The organism is Streptomyces venezuelae (genome assembly GCF_008642375.1).
GTDB lineage: Bacteria > Actinomycetota > Actinomycetes > Streptomycetales > Streptomycetaceae > Streptomyces > Streptomyces venezuelae_G.
On sequence record NZ_CP029194.1, the window covers coordinates 8,242,559 to 8,260,203 of the forward strand.

15 protein-coding genes are annotated in these 17,645 nt (G+C 72.1%); 9 read left to right on the top strand and 6 right to left on the bottom strand.

Annotated features, from left to right (window positions below):
* Positions 1–23: 23 nt before the first annotated feature.
* Positions 24–908 carry an EamA family transporter gene (locus DEJ46_RS37515; protein WP_150273556.1) on the bottom strand — a complete coding sequence of 295 codons (885 nt, stop codon included), beginning with the start codon at positions 906–908 and terminating at the stop codon, positions 24–26.
* Positions 909–977: 69 nt separating this feature from the next.
* Between DEJ46_RS37515 and DEJ46_RS37520 the strand changes: the two genes are divergently transcribed.
* The 6 genes from DEJ46_RS37520 (at position 978) to DEJ46_RS37545 (ending at position 9,197) form a co-directional block, all read left to right on the top strand.
* Positions 978–1,832, top strand: a complete 855-nt coding sequence (locus tag DEJ46_RS37520) for a LysR family transcriptional regulator (RefSeq protein ID WP_150273558.1) — start codon at positions 978–980, stop codon at positions 1,830–1,832.
* Between the two features lie 213 nt (positions 1,833–2,045).
* Positions 2,046–3,554, top strand: coding sequence for an aldehyde dehydrogenase family protein (locus DEJ46_RS37525; protein WP_150273559.1), 1,509 nt, complete (start codon positions 2,046–2,048; stop codon positions 3,552–3,554).
* Positions 3,551–5,077 carry a GMC family oxidoreductase gene (locus tag DEJ46_RS37530; RefSeq protein WP_150273560.1) on the top strand — a complete coding sequence of 509 codons (1,527 nt, stop codon included), beginning with the start codon at positions 3,551–3,553 and terminating at the stop codon, positions 5,075–5,077. Before DEJ46_RS37525 ends, DEJ46_RS37530 begins: the two co-directional genes overlap by 4 nt.
* Positions 5,074–6,162, top strand: a complete 1,089-nt coding sequence (locus DEJ46_RS37535) for a glycine betaine/L-proline ABC transporter ATP-binding protein (protein WP_150273562.1) — start codon at positions 5,074–5,076, stop codon at positions 6,160–6,162. The genes DEJ46_RS37530 and DEJ46_RS37535 overlap by 4 nt, the downstream gene beginning before the upstream one ends.
* A 97-nt stretch (positions 6,163–6,259) precedes the next feature.
* A complete protein-coding gene (locus tag DEJ46_RS37540) occupies positions 6,260–8,233 on the top strand; it encodes an ABC transporter permease subunit (RefSeq protein WP_150273563.1) in 1,974 nt (657 codons plus the stop codon).
* Position 8,234: 1 nt separating this feature from the next.
* Complete coding sequence (locus DEJ46_RS37545; protein ID WP_150273565.1) at positions 8,235–9,197, top strand: ABC transporter substrate-binding protein; 963 nt, start codon at positions 8,235–8,237, stop codon at positions 9,195–9,197.
* A 71-nt stretch (positions 9,198–9,268) separates the two neighbouring features.
* Here DEJ46_RS37545 and DEJ46_RS37550 read toward each other — a convergent pair whose 3' ends face one another.
* Both DEJ46_RS37550 and DEJ46_RS37555 read right to left on the bottom strand, forming a co-directional pair.
* On the bottom strand, positions 9,269–10,495 hold the full coding sequence (locus tag DEJ46_RS37550) for a cation:proton antiporter (protein ID WP_150273567.1): 1,227 nt from the start codon (positions 10,493–10,495) through the stop codon (positions 9,269–9,271).
* 102 nt (positions 10,496–10,597) lie between these two features.
* Entirely contained in the window at positions 10,598–11,716 is a 1,119-nt protein-coding gene (locus DEJ46_RS37555) for a GlxA family transcriptional regulator (protein ID WP_223835380.1), read from the bottom strand.
* A 127-nt stretch (positions 11,717–11,843) separates the two neighbouring features.
* On the opposite strand from DEJ46_RS37555, the gene DEJ46_RS37560 reads away from it, so the two are divergent.
* Together DEJ46_RS37560 and DEJ46_RS37565 are read left to right on the top strand one after the other, a co-directional pair.
* Positions 11,844–12,767 carry an NADP-dependent oxidoreductase gene (locus DEJ46_RS37560; protein ID WP_150273569.1) on the top strand — a complete coding sequence of 308 codons (924 nt, stop codon included), beginning with the start codon at positions 11,844–11,846 and terminating at the stop codon, positions 12,765–12,767.
* Between the two features lie 427 nt (positions 12,768–13,194).
* Positions 13,195–14,715 (top strand): catalase, encoded by a 1,521-nt coding sequence (locus tag DEJ46_RS37565; protein ID WP_150273571.1) that lies wholly within the window; start codon positions 13,195–13,197, stop codon positions 14,713–14,715.
* Positions 14,716–14,754: 39 nt separating this feature from the next.
* On the opposite strand, the gene DEJ46_RS37570 is transcribed toward DEJ46_RS37565, so the two are convergent.
* Entirely contained in the window at positions 14,755–15,897 is a 1,143-nt protein-coding gene (locus DEJ46_RS37570) for a mechanosensitive ion channel family protein (protein ID WP_150273573.1), read from the bottom strand.
* A 238-nt stretch (positions 15,898–16,135) separates the two neighbouring features.
* Between DEJ46_RS37570 and DEJ46_RS37575 the strand changes: the two genes are divergently transcribed.
* The gene (locus DEJ46_RS37575) at positions 16,136–16,504 is read left to right on the top strand and encodes a PRC-barrel domain-containing protein (RefSeq protein ID WP_150273575.1); all 369 of its coding nucleotides are present in this window, start codon (positions 16,136–16,138) and stop codon (positions 16,502–16,504) included.
* Positions 16,505–16,546: 42 nt separating this feature from the next.
* Here the strand turns inward: DEJ46_RS37575 and DEJ46_RS37580 are convergent, their stop codons facing one another.
* Positions 16,547–17,161 (bottom strand): TIGR03086 family metal-binding protein, encoded by a 615-nt coding sequence (locus DEJ46_RS37580; protein ID WP_150273576.1) that lies wholly within the window; start codon positions 17,159–17,161, stop codon positions 16,547–16,549.
* A gap of 61 nt (positions 17,162–17,222) precedes the next feature.
* Complete coding sequence (locus DEJ46_RS37585) at positions 17,223–17,603, bottom strand: FKBP-type peptidyl-prolyl cis-trans isomerase (protein WP_150273578.1); 381 nt, start codon at positions 17,601–17,603, stop codon at positions 17,223–17,225.
* Positions 17,604–17,645: the final 42 nt, after the last annotated feature.

The window sequence follows — 17,645 nt, forward strand, 5'->3', positions numbered from 1 at the left end:
CCCGGTCGACGCCGGCTCCGTCGTCAGCGGCGTGAGGTGAGGATGCTGAGGACGTTGGCGCCGACGACGGCTCCGACGGCCGCCCCCTCGATCCAGCCGAGGCCCTGTCCGAGCCCGATCCAGCCGACCAGGGCCGCGAGCACGGGGTTGACGCTCATGAACAGGCCGAAGGCGGCGGCCGGTACATGGCGCAGTGTGAACAGGTCCACGAGGTACGGCACGGCCGACGCCAGGACGCCGGCCGCCACGGCGTACCCGAGGGACGCGGCGGTCGGCGGGTGGCGCAGTACGACCCAGAGCCCGACCGGCAGGAACATCACGGCGGACAGCAGCGCGGCGGCCGCGCTGCCCTGTGCACCGGGGACGCGGCTGCCCACCGTCCGGTTGAGCAGGATGTACGACGCCCAGCAGACCGCCCCGAGCAGGCCGAAGCCCATCCCGACGTAGTCGGTCGAGGGCTGCGGGCGCATGAGGGTGACGACGCCGGCCGCCGCCATCAGGGCGCACAGCGCGTCGACCCGGCGGCGGGTGGCGGCCAGGGCGATGGCGAGCGGGCCGAGGAACTCGAGGGTCACGGCGAGCCCGAGGCCGACACGGTCGATCGCGGTGTAGAGGGAGAGGTTCATCGTGCCGAAGACGACCGCGAGCAGGATGACGGGCCGCCACTGCCACCAGGTGAAGCTCCGCAGCGCGGGCCGGCCGACGGCCAGCAGCACGGCGGCCGCGACGTACTGGCGGACCGCGACGACCCCGACGGGACCGAGGACGGGGAAGGCGAGGGAGCCGGTCGCGGCGCCGATCTGATTGGACATGCCGCTGCCGAGCATGGCGGCCACACCGGCCGGGGAAGTGCGCTGCGTCGGCTCGGTGTGCGTCGCCGGGGCGGACCCGGCCGGGGCTGTGTGCATGGGCCGATCGTGGCGCCGGACCGTGCTTGCACAAAATGCATGTGCGCATCCGATCCATACGCTGAAGTCATGGATGTGGAACTGCGGCAGCTGCGCTGTCTCGTCGCGATCGTCGACGAGGGGACGTTCACCGATGCCGCGCTGGCGCTCGGCGTCTCGCAGGCCGCGGTCTCCCGGACCCTGGCCTCACTCGAACGAGCGCTCGGCGTACGGCTGTTGCGGCGCACCTCCCGGTCGGTGACGCCGACGGCCGCGGGGGTGCGCGTGGTGACGCACGCGCGGCGGGTGCTCGCCGCGGCGGACGAGCTGGTCCGGGACGCGACGGCGGGGCAGCACGTCCTGCGGATCGGTTACGCCTGGTCGGCCCTCGGCCGCCACACTCCGGCTTTCCAGCGCAGGTGGGCCGCGGCGCATCCGGGGATCGAGCTGCACCTGGTCCGGGTCAACTCGGCGACCGCCGGGCTCGCGGAGGGCTCCTGCGACCTGGCCGTGCTGCGCAGACCGCTGGAGGACCGCCGCTTCGACTCGGCGATCGTGGGGCTCGAACGGCGGCTGTGCGCGATGGCCGCCGACGACCCGCTGGCCAGGCGCCGGTCGGTGCGTCTCGCGGACCTGAGCGGCCACACCCTGCTGATCGACCGGCGCACCGGCACCACGACGCCGGAGCTGTGGCCGCCGGACTCCCGGCCGGCGACCGAGGAGACGTACGACGTGGACGACTGGCTCACGGCGATCTCCACCGGTCGTCGCATGGGCATGAGCGCGGAGGCCACCGCCAGTCAGTACCGCAGGCCCGGCGTGGTGTACCGCCCCGTGCGCGATGCCGAACCGGTCGCGGTGCGGCTGGCCTGGTGGCGCGACGACCCGCACCCGGCGGCGCAGCACGTGATCGAACTGCTCACCGCCCTCTACCGGGAGGCGTGACGAGGCCCCGGTCACGGTACGAGAGCGACGGGGTCCACCAGGCCCTGCCTGCCTGACGTAATGGCGTCTATGTGCCCTTCTATCCCCATTTTAGGAGTGAGCCACGACACTCTCGGTCATGCATTGCGCATGGATCTCGGGAGGCAGGGCAGGCGGCGGGTTCGCCGGTCCGACCGGCAGGGGGATCCATGGGAACGGAAGGCAAGACGCGACGTGAAGGCAGCACTACAGACCATCCATGTGGGCGGAGAATGGCGCTCGGCCCTGACCGGCGCCACGCGCGAGATCATCGACCCCGTCGACGCGACCGCCTTCGCGGTCGTGGCCGAGGGTGACGTCCAGGACACCGACGACGCCGTGGCCGCGGCGCGAGCCGCTTTCGACGACGGGGCCTGGCCCCGTACGCCGGCCGCCGAGCGGGCCGCCCTGCTGCGCCGGGTCGCCGCCCTGCTGGAGCGGGACCGCGAGCGGATCGGGGCCCTGGAGAGCCAGGACGCGGGCAAGACGCTGGAGGAGGGCCGCGTCGACGTCGACTGCGTCCGCGACGCCTTCCTGTACTTCGCCGACCTCGTGGCGAACGAGAGCGGCGGGCGGGTCGTCGACGCCGGTTCGGAGGAGATCCGCAGCATCGTCGTGCACGAGCCGGTCGGGGTCTGCGCCCTGATCACACCGTGGAACTACCCGCTCCTCCAGGCAAGTTGGAAGATCGCGCCCGCCCTCGCCGCCGGCAACACGTTCGTGATCAAGCCCAGCGAGATCACCCCGCTGACCACCGTCGTACTGATCGAACTGCTCCTGGAGGCAGGTCTGCCGCTCGGCGCGGCCAACATCGTCACCGGCCCCGGTGGCACGGTCGGTGCCCGGCTCGCCGAGCACCCCGATGTCGACCTCGTATCGTTCACCGGCGGTCTGGCCAGCGGTACGAAGGTGGCGAAGGCGGCCGCCGACAGCGTGAAGAAGGTCGCCCTCGAACTGGGCGGCAAGAACCCCAACGTCGTCTTCGCCGACGCCTGTTCGACACCCGACGGGTTCGACACCGCCGTCGACCAGGCGCTCAACGCCGCCTTCATCCACAGCGGCCAGGTCTGCTCCGCCGGATCGCGCCTCATCGTCGAGGAGTCCCTCAGCGAACGCTTCGTCACCGAGCTCGCCCGCCGGGCCGGACTGATCCGCCTCGGCCGCGGCACCGACGAGGGCGTCGAATGCGGTCCGCTGGTCTCCGCGGCCCAGTTGGCCAGGACCGAGGAGTACGTGGCCTCCGCCCTCGGCGAGGGCGCGGTCCTGCGCGCGGGCGGCGAGAAGCCGGCCGGCCCCGGCTACTTCTACCGGCCCACGGTCCTGGACCGGTGCCACCGCCGCATGCGGGTCGTGCGGGAAGAGGTCTTCGGCCCCGTCCTCACCGTGGAGACCTTCCGCACCGAGGAGGAGGCCGTCGCCCTCGCCAACGACACCGAGTACGGCCTCGCCGGAGCGGTGTGGAGCTCCGACGAGGACCGCGCCCGGCGGGTAGCGGCCCGGCTGCGCCACGGCACCGTCTGGATCAACGACTTCCACCCCTACCTGCCGCAGGCGGAATGGGGAGGCTTCGGAAAGTCCGGCATCGGCCGCGAACTGGGCCCCAGCGGTCTCGCCGAGTACCGCGAGGCCAAGCACATCTACCAGAACCTCGCTCCGCGCCCCGTGCGCTGGTTCGCGGGCACGACGGCGAAGGACCAGGCATGAACGACCAGCACGTGTACGACTACGTCGTCGTCGGCGGCGGCACCGCCGGTTCCGTGATCGCCTCCCGGCTGACCGAGAACCCGGACGTCACCGTCGCCGTCATCGAGGGCGGCCCCAGCGACGTCGGCCGCGACGACGTCCTCACCCTGCGCCGCTGGATGGGCCTGCTCGGCGGCGAGCTGGACTACGACTACCCCACCACCGAGCAGCCGCGCGGCAATTCGTACATCCGCCACAGCCGCGCGCGCGTCCTCGGCGGCTGCTCCTCGCACAACACCCTCATCGCGTTCAAGCCCCTCCCCTCCGACTGGGACGAGTGGGCCGAGGCCGGTGCCGAGGGGTGGGACGCGGCGGCCATGGACCCCTACTTCGCCCGGCTGCGCAACAACATCGTGCCCGTCGACGAGGCCGACCGGAACGCGATAGCCCGGGACTTCGTCGACGCCGCCCGGACCACGCTCGGTGTTCCGCACGTCGAAGGCTTCAACCGGAGCCCCTTCCACGAAGGGGTCGGCTTCTTCGACCTCGCCTACCACCCGGAGAACAACAAACGGTCGTCCGCGTCCGTCGCCTATCTGCACCCGTTCCTGGACCGGCCGAACCTTCACATCGCCCTGGAGACCTGGGCGTTCCGGCTGGAGCTCGAGGACACCCGCGCCACCGGTGTGCACATCCGCACCAAGGAGGGCGAAGAGCACGTCGTACGCGCCCGGCGCGAGGTCCTGGTGTGCGCGGGCGCCGTGGACACCCCGCGCCTGCTGCTGCACTCGGGCATCGGGCCGCGTGCCGACCTGGAGAAGCTCGGCATCCCCGTCGCGCACGACCTGCCGGGCGTGGGGGAGAACCTGCTCGACCACCCCGAGTCGGTCATCGTGTGGGAGACGCACGGCCCGATCCCGGAGAACTCCGCGATGGACTCCGACGCCGGGCTCTTCGTGCGACGGGACCCGGAGTCGAAGGGACCGGACCTGATGTTCCACTTCTACCAGATCCCCTTCACCGACAACCCGGAGCGGATCGGCTACGAACGGCCCGCGCACGGCGTGTCGATGACACCGAACATCCCCAAGCCGCGCAGCCGCGGCCGGCTCTACCTCACGAGCGCCGACCCCGAGGTCAAGCCCGCGCTCGACTTCCGGTACTTCACCGACGAGGACGACTACGACGGCCGGACCCTGGTCGACGGGATCCGGATCGCCCGGCAGATCGCGGCGAGCGAGCCGCTGGCCGGCTGGCTGAAGCGCGAGGTGTGCCCCGGGCCCGAGGTCACCTCGGACGAGGAGCTCAGCGCGTACGCCCGTCACGTCGCGCACACCGTCTACCATCCGGCGGGAACCTGTCGCATGGGAGCCGTGGACGACGAACTCGCCGTCGTCGCACCCGACCTGAGGATCCGGGGACTCGACAACATCCGGATCGCCGACGCGTCCGTCTTCCCGACGATGACCGCCGTCAACCCCATGATCGGCGTCCTCATGGTCGGCGAGAAATGCGCCGAGCTGCTGGGAGGCACCAACCGATGAACACCACGCCGCACACCACGACTTCGCCCCAGACGCCCGCGTCCTCCGTCTTCTCCGTGCGTGACCTGTGGAAGGTCTTCGGCCCGAAGGCCGACCGCGTGCCCTCGGACGAGTCACTCGCCTCACTCGACGCCGCCGAGCTGCGCGAGCGGACCGGCTGCACCGCCGCCGTCCGCGACGTCTCCTTCGACGTCCGCAGAGGCGAGGTCTTCGTCGTCATGGGCCTCTCCGGCTCCGGCAAGTCGACGCTCGTCCGCTGCCTGACCCGGCTCGTCGAGCCGACCTCGGGCCGGATCTCCATCGACGGCGAGGACGTGCTGTCCATGGACACCGGCCGGCTCCGCGAGCTGCGCAGGCACCGGGCCGCCATGGTCTTCCAGCACTTCGGGCTGCTGCCGCACCGGACGGTGCTCGACAACGTCGCCTACGGGCTCGAGATCCAGGGCTTGGCACGCGGCGAACGGCGCGAGCGGGCGGCGGAGTTCGTCACCAAGGTCGGCCTCGACGGCATGGAGCACCGCAGGCCGAGCCAGTTGTCCGGCGGCCAGCAGCAGCGGGTCGGGCTCGCCCGCGCGCTCGCGGTGGACCCCGAAGTCCTGCTGTTCGACGAGCCGTTCAGCGCGTTGGACCCCCTCATCCGTCGCGACATGCAGGAGGAGGTCGTACGCCTGCACCGGGAGGAGGGACGCACGATGGTCTTCATCACCCACGACCTGAGCGAGGCGCTGAAGCTGGGCGACCGCATCGCGCTGATGCGCGACGGCCGCGTCGTCCAGCTGGGCACGCCCGAGGAGATCGTGGGCGCCCCCGCCGACGAGTACGTCAGGGACTTCGTCCGCGACGTGCCGCGCGAGCAGGTGCTCACCGTCCGCTCGGCGATGCGCCCCGCGCTCGCCGACGAGCACGAGACCGGCCCCGCGCTCGCCCCCGGCGCCACCGTCCACGAGGCCATCGAGGCCGTCGCCCGCACGGGCGAGAACGCGCGGGTCGTCGAGGACGGCCGCTGCCTCGGCGTCGTCGACAGGGCGGGACTCCTCGGTGTCGTCGCCGGCATCCCGGCCGCGACGGGAAAGGCGGTGGCCTGATGCACTCCCATACGACCTGGCCGCCGCCGGGCGGCACGACGGGCGCCACCGTCCTGGGGCGCCCGACCGGCGCTCCCGTCCCCGGGCGGTGGGGCCGATGACTTCCACCGCCACTCCTGTCACTCCGGGCTCCACGACCGGCGTCGCCCCCGGGCCCGGGGCGCTGCGTTCCCTCGCGCCCCATCGCGGCCGACTGATCGGAGCGGGCGCGGCCGTCGCGTTCGTTCTCGGTTCCGTACTCCTGGGCGGCGGCAGCTGGCCCGCTTCGCTCGCCGTCGATCTGTCCGGGCCGCTGGACCGCACCAGCGACTGGATCATCGACAACCGCGACGGCCACCCGCTGTTCCTCCACTTCCTCGGACACGTCAGCAACGCCGTGGTCGTGTCCGTCCGCGCCGTGTACCTGGTGCTGCTCGCACTCGGCTGGGCCGGCGTCACCGCCGCCGCCGGGCTCGTGGCCTGGCGTGTCGCGGGCGTGCGGCTCGCCCTGACGTCCGTCGCGGCCTTCGCCGTGTGCGGACTGCTCGGCATGTGGGTGCCCACCATGCAGACGCTCGCGCTGATGGCGGTCGCCGTCGCCGCGTCCGTCCTGCTCGGCGGACTCCTCGGCCTCGCCGCCGGACTGTCGGACCGCCTGCACCGGATCCTGCGCCCGGTCCTCGACACCATGCAGGTGCTGCCGGCCTTCGCGTACCTCCTGCCCGTCGTCCTGGTCTTCGGCATCGGCGTACCCGCGGCCGTCCTCGCGACCGTCGTCTACGCCGCCCCGCCGATGGCCCGTCTCACCGCGCTCGGGCTGCGCGGCGCGGACGCCGGCGTCCTGGAGGCCGCCGCGTCCCTCGGCGCCACCGGCCGGCAGCGGCTGCTGACGGCCCGGCTGCCACTGGCCCGCAAGGAACTCCTGCTCGGCGTCAACCAGGCCATCATGATGGCCCTCGGCATGGCCGTGATCGCGTCCGTCATCGGCGCGGGAGGCCTCGGTGACCGCGTCTACCAGGCACTGGGCTCCGTCGACGTCGGTGCCGCGCTCGCCGCCGGTGTGCCGATCGTGCTGCTCGCCGTCGTCCTGGACCGGGTCACCGCCGCGGCCGGGGAGCGGCTCGGCGCGGCTCCGGCCCGCCGGGCCGGATTCGGCTGGGCCGTCGCTCTCGCGGTGACCTCCGTCGTCGCCGTCGCGGGCCGCCTGTCCGACCGGCTCGCCTGGCCCCACTCCTGGACGGTCGACATCGCCGGACCCGTCAACGGGGCGGTCGACTGGATGACCGCCCACCTCTACTCCGGTGTACCCCTCGTCGGCGGGACCGCCGACTGGGCGGGACGTTTCACCACCTGGGTCCTCAACCCCCTGCGCGACGGCCTCCACTGGCTGCCCTGGTGGGCGGTTCTGCTGACCGTCGGCGCACTCGCCCTGCTCATCGGCACCTGGCGCACCGCCACGACCGCCGTCCTCGCGATGGCGGCGATCGGCGTGCTCGGAGTCTGGGACCCGGCGCTCGACACGCTGTCCCAGGTCCTGGCCGCCGTCACCGTGACGCTGCTGCTCGGCCTCGCCCTCGGGGTCGCCGCGGCCCGCAGCAGCCGCACGGGACGCGCGCTGCGTCCGGTTCTCGACGTCTTCCAGACGATGCCGCAGTTCGTGTATCTGATCCCCGTCGTCGCCCTGTTCGGTGTCGGCCGCGCCCCGGCCGTCGCTGCCGCCGTGGTCTACGCACTGCCCGCGGTGGTACGGATCACGGCCCAGGGACTGGGCGCCGTGGACCCGGCCGCGCTGGAGTCCTCGCGCTCCCTGGGCGCGACCGGGCGGCAGCAGCTCTTCCAGGTACAGCTGCCATTGGCCCGGCCCGCGCTGCTGCTCGCCGTCAACCAGGGCGTGGTCCTGGTCCTCGCCGTCGTCGTCATCGGCGGCCTCGTGGGCGGCGGCGCACTCGGATACGACGCGGTCTTCGGCCTCGCCCAGGGCGACCTCGCGACCGGCCTGGTCGCCGGTGCCGCGATCGTCTGCCTCGGCCTGATGCTCGACCGCGTCACCCAGCCGACGGAACGCCGCGGCCTCGCCGGAAAGGGGGCCTGAGATGGCTCGTACGCACATCACCGCACTCGTGACCGCGGCCGCCCTGGCGGCCGGCCTCACCGGCTGCGGCGCCGCCGACATGACCCGGCAGGCATCCCCGTACGCCGACGCGAAGAGCTCCCGCACGGTGACCCTGTCCACGCAGTCGTGGGTGGGCGCGCAGGCCAACGTCGCCGTCGCCCAGTACCTGCTGGAGCACGAGCTCGGCTACCGGGTGGACACGGTCCAGATCGACGAGGTCCCCGCCTGGGACGCGCTCAGCCAGGGCCGGGTGGACGCCATCCTGGAGGACTGGGGTCACCCGGAGCAGGAGAAGCGGTACATCGACGACAAGGGGACGATCGCCCGGGGCGGAGACCTCGGGGTGACCGGCCACATCGGCTGGTACGTGCCGACGTACTTCGCCGAGCAGCACCCGGACGTCACCGACTGGCGGAGCCTGAACAAGTACGCCGACGTGTTCCGCACCGCGGAGAGCGGCGGCAAGGGCCAGTTGCTGGACGGCTCCCCGTCCTACGTCACGAACGACAAGGCACTCGTGAACAGCCTGGACCTCGACTACCAGGTCGTGTTCGCGGGCTCCGAGGCGGCGCAGATCACGCAGATCAAGCAGTTCGCCAAGGAGAAGAAGCCGTTCCTGACCTACTGGTACAAGCCCCAGTGGCTGTTCGAGAAGGTCCCCATGACGGAGGTGAAGCTGCCCGCCTACAAGGAGGGCTGCGACGCCGACCCGGAGAAGGTGGCCTGCGCCTACCCGCACACGCGGCTGCAGAAGTTCCTCAACGCCCGCTTCGCCGACGGAGGCGGTGACGCCGCCTCCTTCCTGAAGAGGTTCCGCTGGACGACCGAGGACCAGAACGAGGTCGCCCTGATGATCGCGGAGCAGAAGCTGTCGCCGCAGGAGGCGGCGGGGCGCTGGGTGAAGGAGAACGAGACCACCTGGCGGGCGTGGCTCCCGTCCTGACACCGGTGCGGCGGCCCGGACGCGCACGCCGGTCCGCCGCACCTTCCACCCTCCGGCCCCGCCTCCCCACCTCATTCCGCGCCCCGAAGCTCCCGGGAGGCTCGCCGGCGGCGGGCGTAGAGGCGGCCGACGGGTTCGGCGCTCAGGCCGTGCAGGACGATGCTGACCATGACCGTGATCACCATCACCCGGGACACGAAGTCACCGCCGCCGGCGGCGGGCAGCTCGATCGCGGCGAGGAGGCCGAAGACCACCGTGGTCGCTCCTCGGGGCCCCATCCACCCGAGGAACAGCCGGTCGGTCAGGGACAGCTCCGTACCGATCAGCGCGAGCATCACGGGCACCAGGCGCACCAGGGTGACGGCGAGGACGGCGTAGAGGATCACGGAGAGGTGGAAACCGTCCCAGAACTCGTCGTTGACCATCTGGCCGAAGAGGAACCACAGGGCGAGCGTCAACAGTGTCGACAGGTCGTCGGTCATCTGCACCGCGTCCTCCGGAAGACGACGCAGCGCCGGCGCGATGCAGACACCGGCCACGAAGGACGCGACGAAGCCGTTCCCGCCCAGGGACACGGACAGGGTGTACGCGGCGATCGGCACGCTCAGCACCGCGAGCCGCGTCGCGGCGGGCAGCGTCCAGCCCTTCGCCCAGGACCGGCGCAGCAGCCCTCCGGCCAGCCAGCCCACGAGCGAGCCCGCCCCGACCGCCAAGACCGCCGCTCCGACGGCGGTGAGGAGGGCCTCGGCGTAGTCGCCGCCGGCCGTGCGGGACGCGGCGGCGCCGGCCACGCAGAGCAGGAAGACCGGTGAGATGACCCCGTCGTTCAGGCCGCCCTCGACGTTGAGTACCTCCCGGAGGCGAGCGGGCACGCGCCTGTCCCTGACCAAGGCCCCGGCGAGCGCCAGATCGAGAGGGACGACGACGGTCGCCAGTACCGCCAGGACCCATCCGGGCTGGTCGGGGAAGAAGGCGAGAGAGGCCAGGAAGGCGGCGCCCAGGGTCAGCGGCAGCGCGACCCCCAGGAGGCGGGCGACGATGTTCCGCTCCCGCCGGATCACACCGGCCGGCACCTCGGTCGCGTCGACGAAGAGCAGCAGGGCGACGATGATCTCCACCGTCCGCTCGAACCCGCCGAGGTCTCCGAAGTCGAAGGCGAGCGGCGGGTCCGAGCCGCTGGTGAGGGCGATGCCCGCCAGCATCATGGCGATCGGTGCGGTGATGCTCCATCGCGCGAGCCGGTACGACAGGACGCACCACATGAACAGAATGCCCGCGATGACGGTGCCGGCAGACAAGACCATCCGCGCTTTCGGAGGGGTTTTCTGACAGACGCAGCGTAAGGCGGGGCAGGCCTCGACACCTGCGAGCACGCCGACGGCGGCTCCGCCCACCCTGTGTCAGCGGCTCCGCGCGCCCTCCGCCGGAGCATCGGCTCCGGCAGTGCTGCCCCGCTCGGCCGGCGCTTCGGTTCCCTGGTGGGTTCCGACGGGTACCGGCGGGGCCGTGGTGCCGAAGGCGCGGCGATAGGCGGCGGGCGAGGTGCCGAAGGCCGTACGCATGTGAGCGCGCAGCGAGTTCCCGGAGCCGAGGCCGGCGCGGTGGGCGACGAGGTCGACGGGCAGGTCGGTGGTCTCGAGCAGCTGCTTGGCCAGTTCCAGTCGCTGACCCGTGAGCCACTGCACGGGGGTCATGCCGACCTCGTCGCGGAAGCGACGGGTGAAGGAGCGCAGGCTCATCCGCGCGTGCTCGGCGAGCCGGGCGAGGGTGAGCGGTTCGGCCAGGTGCTCCAGGGCCCAGGCGCGGGTGGCCGTGGTGCTGGCCAGGGTGGGCTCGGGGACGGGCCGGTCGATGAACTGCGCCTGTCCTCCGTCCCGCCACGGCGGCACGACGCACATGCGGGCGGCGCGGTTCGCCGCCGCCGCACCGTGGTCGCGGCGGATCATGTGCAGGCACAGGTCGACACCCGCGGCCACGCCCGCGGAGGTCAGCACGTCGCCGTCGTCCACGAAGAGCACGTCCTCGTCGACCTTGACCCGGGGGTAGGCCCGGCGGAACTCCGGCGCCAGGTTCCAGTGCGTGGTGGCCGGCCGGCCGTCGAGGAGACCGGCGGCGGCCAGTACGTAGGACCCGGTGCAGATGGACACCAGGCGGGTGCCTGGCCGGATGCCGGCGATGGCCGCGGCGACCTCGGGCGGGAGCGGGCCGCCGTGCCCGAGCTCCGGCATGGCGTGCGTGGGCGGGAGGACGACGGTGTCGGCGGCGGCCAGGGCCTCGGGACCGGCCGCGGGCTGCACGGTGAACCCGGCGTCGCTCGGGACGGGGGCCCCGTCCGCCGTGCAGATCGTGACCTCGTACAGGGGGCGGCCCTCCGCGTCCTCGACGCAGCCGAAGACCCGGGAGGGGATCCCGAGCTCGAACGGTGGCACTCCGGGCAGCGCGAGCACGGCGACCCGGTGCGGTGTCGCCCGGGGCCCCTCGTGGCTGTCCGGCGTCATCCGTCCGACCGTTTCCCTCATGGCCAGATCCTGTCACATGCTGGCCGAACGGCCAATACCGCGTGGGACCGGCGTACCGGATCGTGGACTCATCGCCGCCGGAAGAGTTCCGGGGGCGCGCCGGTCGAGACGGAAACGAGGCGGACACATGCGTGCGGTGGTCGTGGAGCAGTGGGGCGGACCCGAGAACCTGGTGGAGCGCGAGGTGGAGCGCCCCACGCCCGGTCTGAACGAGGTCCTGGTGCGGGTCCACGCGGCCGGAGTGAACCCCGTGGACTGGAAGACCCGCGCGGGCGGGGCCCTCATCGAGTGGGGCGCCGTGCCGGCCGTCGGGTGGGACGTGTCCGGCACGGTGGAGGCCGTGGGTCCCGGCGTGGGGATCTTCCGCCCCGGCGACGAGGTCTTCGGCATGCCGCTGTTCCCCCGGCAGGCCGGCGGATACGCCGAGTACGTGGTGGCCCCGGCCCGGCACCTCGCCCCCAAGCCCGCCTCGCTCAGCCACGTGGAGGCCGCGGCGCTGCCGCTGGCCGCGCTCACCGCCTGGCAGGCCCTCGTCGACACCGCGGACGTCCGTCCCGGGGAGCGGGTGCTGGTGCACGCCGCGGCCGGAGGGGTGGGGCACTTCGCCGTACAGATCGCCAAGGCGCGAGGCGCGTACGTCATCGGGACCGCGAGCGCCGCCAAGCACGACCTGGTGAGGGAGCTGGGCGCGGACGAGGTGATCGACTACCGCGAGAACCGCTTCGAGGACGTGGTCTCGGGAGTGGACGTCGTCCTCGACGGCCTCGGCGGGGAGACGGCCGAGCGCTCGCTCACGGTGCTCCGTGAGGGCGGCAGGCTGATCACCCTGCCGGGACCGGACGACGTCCCCGCCGCCCCGGACGGCGTGCTGGCGGCCTGGGTCCTGGTCGAACCCGACCACCTCGGCCTGAGGGAGATCGCGTCCCTCGTGGAGAAGGGGCAGCTGAAGCCGGTGGTCGACACCGTCCTGCCGCTCGCCGAGGCCGCGAAGGCCCATGAGATCGGCGAACGGGGCCGCACCACCGGGAAGATCGTCCTGACGGTCGCCTGACCCGCGGCCGACGGCCCGGCCACCCCCGTGGCGCGCCGGGTACGCCCGCGTGACCCGGCGCCGCCGGCCGGCCGTCGGATCAGCCGGACGCCGGGCTCGTGCGCGTGAAGTGCACGCACACGACGTGAGTGTCGTCGGTCGACGCGGCCCTCGCTGTCCTGCCAGTGGTCGGCGTGAACGCGGCGCCAGTGGGCGACGTCGGTGCAGCCCTCGCCCTCGGCCCGGGCCTGGAGGCCGCTTTCCGCCTGCCGCGGAGAGGGCGGTGCCCGGCCTCCGGTGGTGGCCTCGGGCGAGTGGGCGCAGGGTGGGACGTGTGTGCGCGGGGCGGAGAGGGCCGCCGCCCCGCTGTCGCGCGCCCGCCCGTACCCGGGGCCGTCCCCGATCGAGGGGTGCGCCACGCCCGACGCGAGGAAAGGCAGCACGAGCGATGACCGACAGCCGACCCGCCACCACGACCGATTCCGGTGCCCCGGTGGAGAGCGACGAACACTCGCTCACCCTGGGCCCGGGCGGTCCGATCCTGATGCAGGACGCCTACCTGATCGAGCAGATGGCGCAGTTCAACCGAGAACGGATCCCGGAGCGCCAGCCGCACGCCAAGGGCAGCGGCGCGTTCGGCCGCTTCGAGGTCACCCACGACGTCAGCGGCTACACCAAGGCGGCGCTGTTCCAGCCCGGCACCCGCACCGATCTGGTCGTCCGTTTCTCCACCGTCGCCGGCGAGCGCGGCAGCCCGGACACCTGGCGCGACCCGCGCGGCTTCGCGGTGAAGTTCTACACCAGCGAAGGCAATTACGACATGGTCGGCAACAACACGCCGGTGTTCTTCGTCAAGGACCCCATGAAGTTCCAGCACTTCATCAGGTCCCAGAAGCGCCGCGCGGACAACAACCTGCGTGACCACGACATGCAGTGGGACTTCTGGACGCTCTCCCCGGAGTCCGCCCACCAGGTCACCTGGCTGATGGGGGACCGTGGCATCCCGCGCTCCTGGCGCCACATGAACGGCTACACGTCCCACACCTACATGTGGATCAACGCGTCCGGCGAGCGGTTCTGGGTGAAGTACCACTTCAAGACCGATCAGGGCATCGAGTTCTTCACCCAGCACGAGGCCGACCAGATGGCGGCCGTCGACACGGACTACCACACGCGAGACCTGTTCGAGCACATCCGCGACGGCGACTTCCCGAGCTGGACCCTGCACGTGCAGGTCATGCCGTACGAGAAGGCCGCGGACTACCGGTTCAACCCCTTCGACCTCACCAAGGTCTGGCCGCACGGGGACTACCCGCTCATCCCGGTGGGCCGCATGACACTCGACCGCAACCCGACCGACAACCACGCCGAGATCGAGCAGGCCGCCTTCCAGCCCAACAACCTCGTCCCCGGCATCGGACCCAGCCCCGACCGGATGCTGCTGGCCCGGCTGTTCTCGTATGCGGACGCCCACCGCCACCGCATCGGCGGCAACTACCAGCAGCTGCCCGTGAACGCGCCCGTCGTCGACGTCCACACGTACTCGAAGGACGGCGCGATGGCCTACCGCAAAACGGCCGACCCGGTCTACGCCCCGAACTCCAAGGGCGGTCCGGCCGCCGACACCGCGCGCCACGGGTCTCCGCCCAGCTGGACGGCGGATGGCGAGATCACCAGGGCGGCCTACGTCTCCCACCCAGAGGACGACGACTGGGGCCAGCCCGGCACTCTCGTGCGCGAGGTCCTGGACGACGAGGCCCGCGACCGCCTGGTGGACAACGTCGTCGGCCACCTCCTCAACGGCGTCACCGAGCCCGTCCTGGAGCGTGCCTTCGCCTACTGGACGAACATCGACAGGACCCTCGGCGAGCGCATCGCCCAAGGCGTCCGGGCGAAAGCCGACGAGAAGGACCCCAAGGCCGCCGAACAGGGCAACCCGGCGCGCCGTTCCATGCAGCAGAAGGCCTGAAGGAACCCGCGGAACCCCGTGGCCGGCTCGGGGACACGCTCAGTTCGGAGGCGTGTCCGCCGGCCCGGTGTGACTCCGGTCGGTCCGACGAAGCCGTCGCTGGCGCGATGCCCGGTCGCCTGCCCCCAGCCGGTCGAACGCGTCGGCCGCGGGAGCGGTGACGACCTTGGGGAGGGCGCCCGGGTGCTCCCGGGCGAGCCAGCCGACGAGCTCCTCCCGTACGGCGCAACGGGTCGTCCAGAGGTCGTCGGCGTCCTTGGCCGTCACGATCGCCCGCACGGTGATGCCGGTCGGCGAGGTGTCGGTCACGGCGAGGTCCCAGCCCCGCCCGTCCCAGGTGTCGCACGTGGTGAGGAACTCCCGGAGGTGCGCCCGGACGAGCGCGACCGGAGTGGTGTGGTCGCAGTGGACGAAGACCGACCCCGTCATCTCCGCGCCGCCGCGCGACCAGTTCTCGAACGGCCGCGAGGTGAAGTACGAGACGGGGAGCGTGACGCGACGCTCGTCCCAGGTCCGGACCGTGAGGAAGGTGAGGGTCACCTCCTCCACGACGCCCCACTCGCCGTCGACGACGACCGTGTCGCCGATGCGGACCATGTCACCGAAGGCGATCTGGAAGCCGGCGAAGAGGTTGCTCAGCGTCGACTGGGCCGCCACGCCGGCCACGATGCCGATGATGCCGGCCGAGGCGAGCAGGGACGTCCCGAGGGTACGGAAGGACGGGAAGGTGACGAGGGCCGCGGCAGCGGCGAGCACCCCGACGGCGACGGCCACCACCCGCATGATCAGCGTGACCTGTGTACGGACGCGGCGGAGCCGTGCGGCGTCACGTGAACGTCCGGCGTAGCGGGCGTACGTGGACTCGACGACGGCCGCGACCGTCCGCACCGTCAGCCAGGCTCCGCCGCCGATCAGGCACAGCAGAAGGACGTGACCCACAGTCTCCGTATGCTCGGCCGGCGCCCCGCCCGGCTCCGCCGCGTACGGGTAGGTCCATCTGAGCAGCGCGGCCAGCAGGACGACGTACAACGGCGTACGACAGCGGCGCAGCAGCCCCCACAAGGGGGTCTCCGGATGCCGTGCGTCGGCGAACCGCGCCAGCATGTCGGCCGCACGGCAGGCGACGAAGGCCGCCAGCGCCGAGCCACCCACGGCGACGGCCAGCCGGATGACGCTCTCCACGTGCTCCCCAATCGACGAGTCGGCGAGTCGAACAGGCCCGTCCCTACGCCTCACCGCCGGCGAGCACGTCAAACTTCCCGCCCGAGGAGGTCCATGAATGACTTGCCGGGGCCGGGGCAGGCGGAGCCCAGGCGGGAAACACGTTCCGCCGCGTACGGCACACCCCGTACGGCACAGGAAACGGAGGACGCCGGCACACCACCGGCCGTCCTCCGCCTACCGGAGGAGTTGGTGCAGCGTGACCGATCACGTGTGGAGCTACAGGACGACCTCGGGTCACCTCGCCGGTGCGGACCTGACCGGCTACAAGGTCGAGGCGACCGACGGAGGCATCGGGAAGGTGGACAAGCACTCCGACGAGGTGGACGACGCCTACCTGGTGGTGGACACCGGTGTCTGGATCTTCGGCAAGGAGGTGCTCCTCCCGGCGAGCACCGTCGTGCGGGTCGACGTGGACGAGCGGAAGATCTTCGTCGACCGCACGAAGGATCAGATCAAGGACGCCCCCGAGTTCCACCGGGACAAGCACCTCGGTGACCCGGGCTACCGGGACGAGCTGTCCGCCTATTACGGACCGGGCAGCCCCTTCGGCGGCCGCCTGTTCTGACACCACAGGTACGGGAAGGGCTGCGCCGGATCCGGCAACTGATCACCCCATGGCCGGGCCTCGGGCCGGGTGCCAGTCGGGCCGGCGGCCGCTGAGGCCGATCACACGGTCGAGCAGGGGAGCGCCGTCCGGCACCGCGACGACGGGGCCGAAGAACCCGTCGCCGGAGGTGTCGTCGGCCGGAGTCAACAGGGCCTCGGAGACTCTGAGTTCCTCCTCGCTCACCTCGTACGTCTGACCGGTCGCCCGCGCCAGGTCCCAGCCGTGGATCAGCAGCTCGTCGAGCGCGATCCGCCCCATCACGGCGGCCGGCAGGTCGATCCCGCCCGCCTGTGTGTCCCCCTCCCAGGCGCCCGGCTCGCGCCAGGCGGCGGCCAGTTCGTCCAGCACCTTCGGCAGGGCTGTCCGCCAGTCGTCCGCCAGCACCGGACGGGACGAGCCGGGCGGCGTGCCGGGCGTCGGCCCGAACTCCTTGCGGGCCGCGTCGCGAAAGGCGGCACCGAGCCCGGCGAGATGGCCGAGCAGTTCCCGTACCGCGTACTCGGGGCAGGGCGTCGGGTCGCCGAGCCGCGCGTCGTCGATGCCCTCGGCGAGCCGGGCGACGCGCTCCGCGGCCGCTCCGAGATCGATCGGTTCCGTGCGTGAAGTGTTCTCCATGCAGGGCAGACCGCGGGGCCGCCGGAAACTCATCGGTCGATACGGCGCCGTCCGCGCGGCCTCAGGTGGCGACGGACAGCAGATCCACCACGAAGACCAGGATCGAACCCGCGGGGATCAACGGCGAGGGCGACTGCTTGCCGTAGCCGAGACGCGGGGGAACGATGATCTCGCGCCGACCGCCGACCTTCATCCCTCTCACCCCCCGGTCCCAGCCCTTGATGACCCTGCCACCGCCCAGGGCGAACTTGAACGGCTCACCCCGGTCCCAGGAGGCGTCGAACTCCTTGCCCGACGCGAAGGCGACGCCGACGTAGTGAACCCTGACCACCGTGCCCGGCTTCGCCTCGGCTCCGTCCCCGACGACCAGGTCCCGAACGGTCAGCTCCGTCGGAGCATCCCCCTCCGGAACGTTGACCTCGGGTTTCGTCGGTTCACTCATCACAGTCCCCTCACTCTCCGTCGGAAGCCCGCGCACGGACCT

Excerpts from the sequence above, each read along its gene's own strand:
- DEJ46_RS37515 (WP_150273556.1), bottom strand. The coding sequence starts at position 908 with ATGCACACAGCCCCGGCCGGGTCCGCCCCGGCGACGCACACCGAGCCG.
- DEJ46_RS37520 (WP_150273558.1), top strand. The coding sequence starts at position 978 with ATGGATGTGGAACTGCGGCAGCTGCGCTGTCTCGTCGCGATCGTCGAC.
- DEJ46_RS37530 (WP_150273560.1), top strand. The coding sequence starts at position 3,551 with ATGAACGACCAGCACGTGTACGACTACGTCGTCGTCGGCGGCGGCACC.
- DEJ46_RS37535 (WP_150273562.1), top strand. The coding sequence starts at position 5,074 with ATGAACACCACGCCGCACACCACGACTTCGCCCCAGACGCCCGCGTCC.
- DEJ46_RS37540 (WP_150273563.1), top strand. The coding sequence starts at position 6,260 with ATGACTTCCACCGCCACTCCTGTCACTCCGGGCTCCACGACCGGCGTC.
- DEJ46_RS37545 (WP_150273565.1), top strand. The coding sequence starts at position 8,235 with ATGGCTCGTACGCACATCACCGCACTCGTGACCGCGGCCGCCCTGGCG.
- DEJ46_RS37555 (WP_223835380.1), bottom strand. The coding sequence starts at position 11,716 with ATGAGGGAAACGGTCGGACGGATGACGCCGGACAGCCACGAGGGGCCC.
- DEJ46_RS37560 (WP_150273569.1), top strand. The coding sequence starts at position 11,844 with ATGCGTGCGGTGGTCGTGGAGCAGTGGGGCGGACCCGAGAACCTGGTG.
- DEJ46_RS37565 (WP_150273571.1), top strand. The coding sequence starts at position 13,195 with ATGACCGACAGCCGACCCGCCACCACGACCGATTCCGGTGCCCCGGTG.
- DEJ46_RS37580 (WP_150273576.1), bottom strand. The coding sequence starts at position 17,161 with ATGGAGAACACTTCACGCACGGAACCGATCGATCTCGGAGCGGCCGCG.
- DEJ46_RS37585 (WP_150273578.1), bottom strand. The coding sequence starts at position 17,603 with ATGAGTGAACCGACGAAACCCGAGGTCAACGTTCCGGAGGGGGATGCT.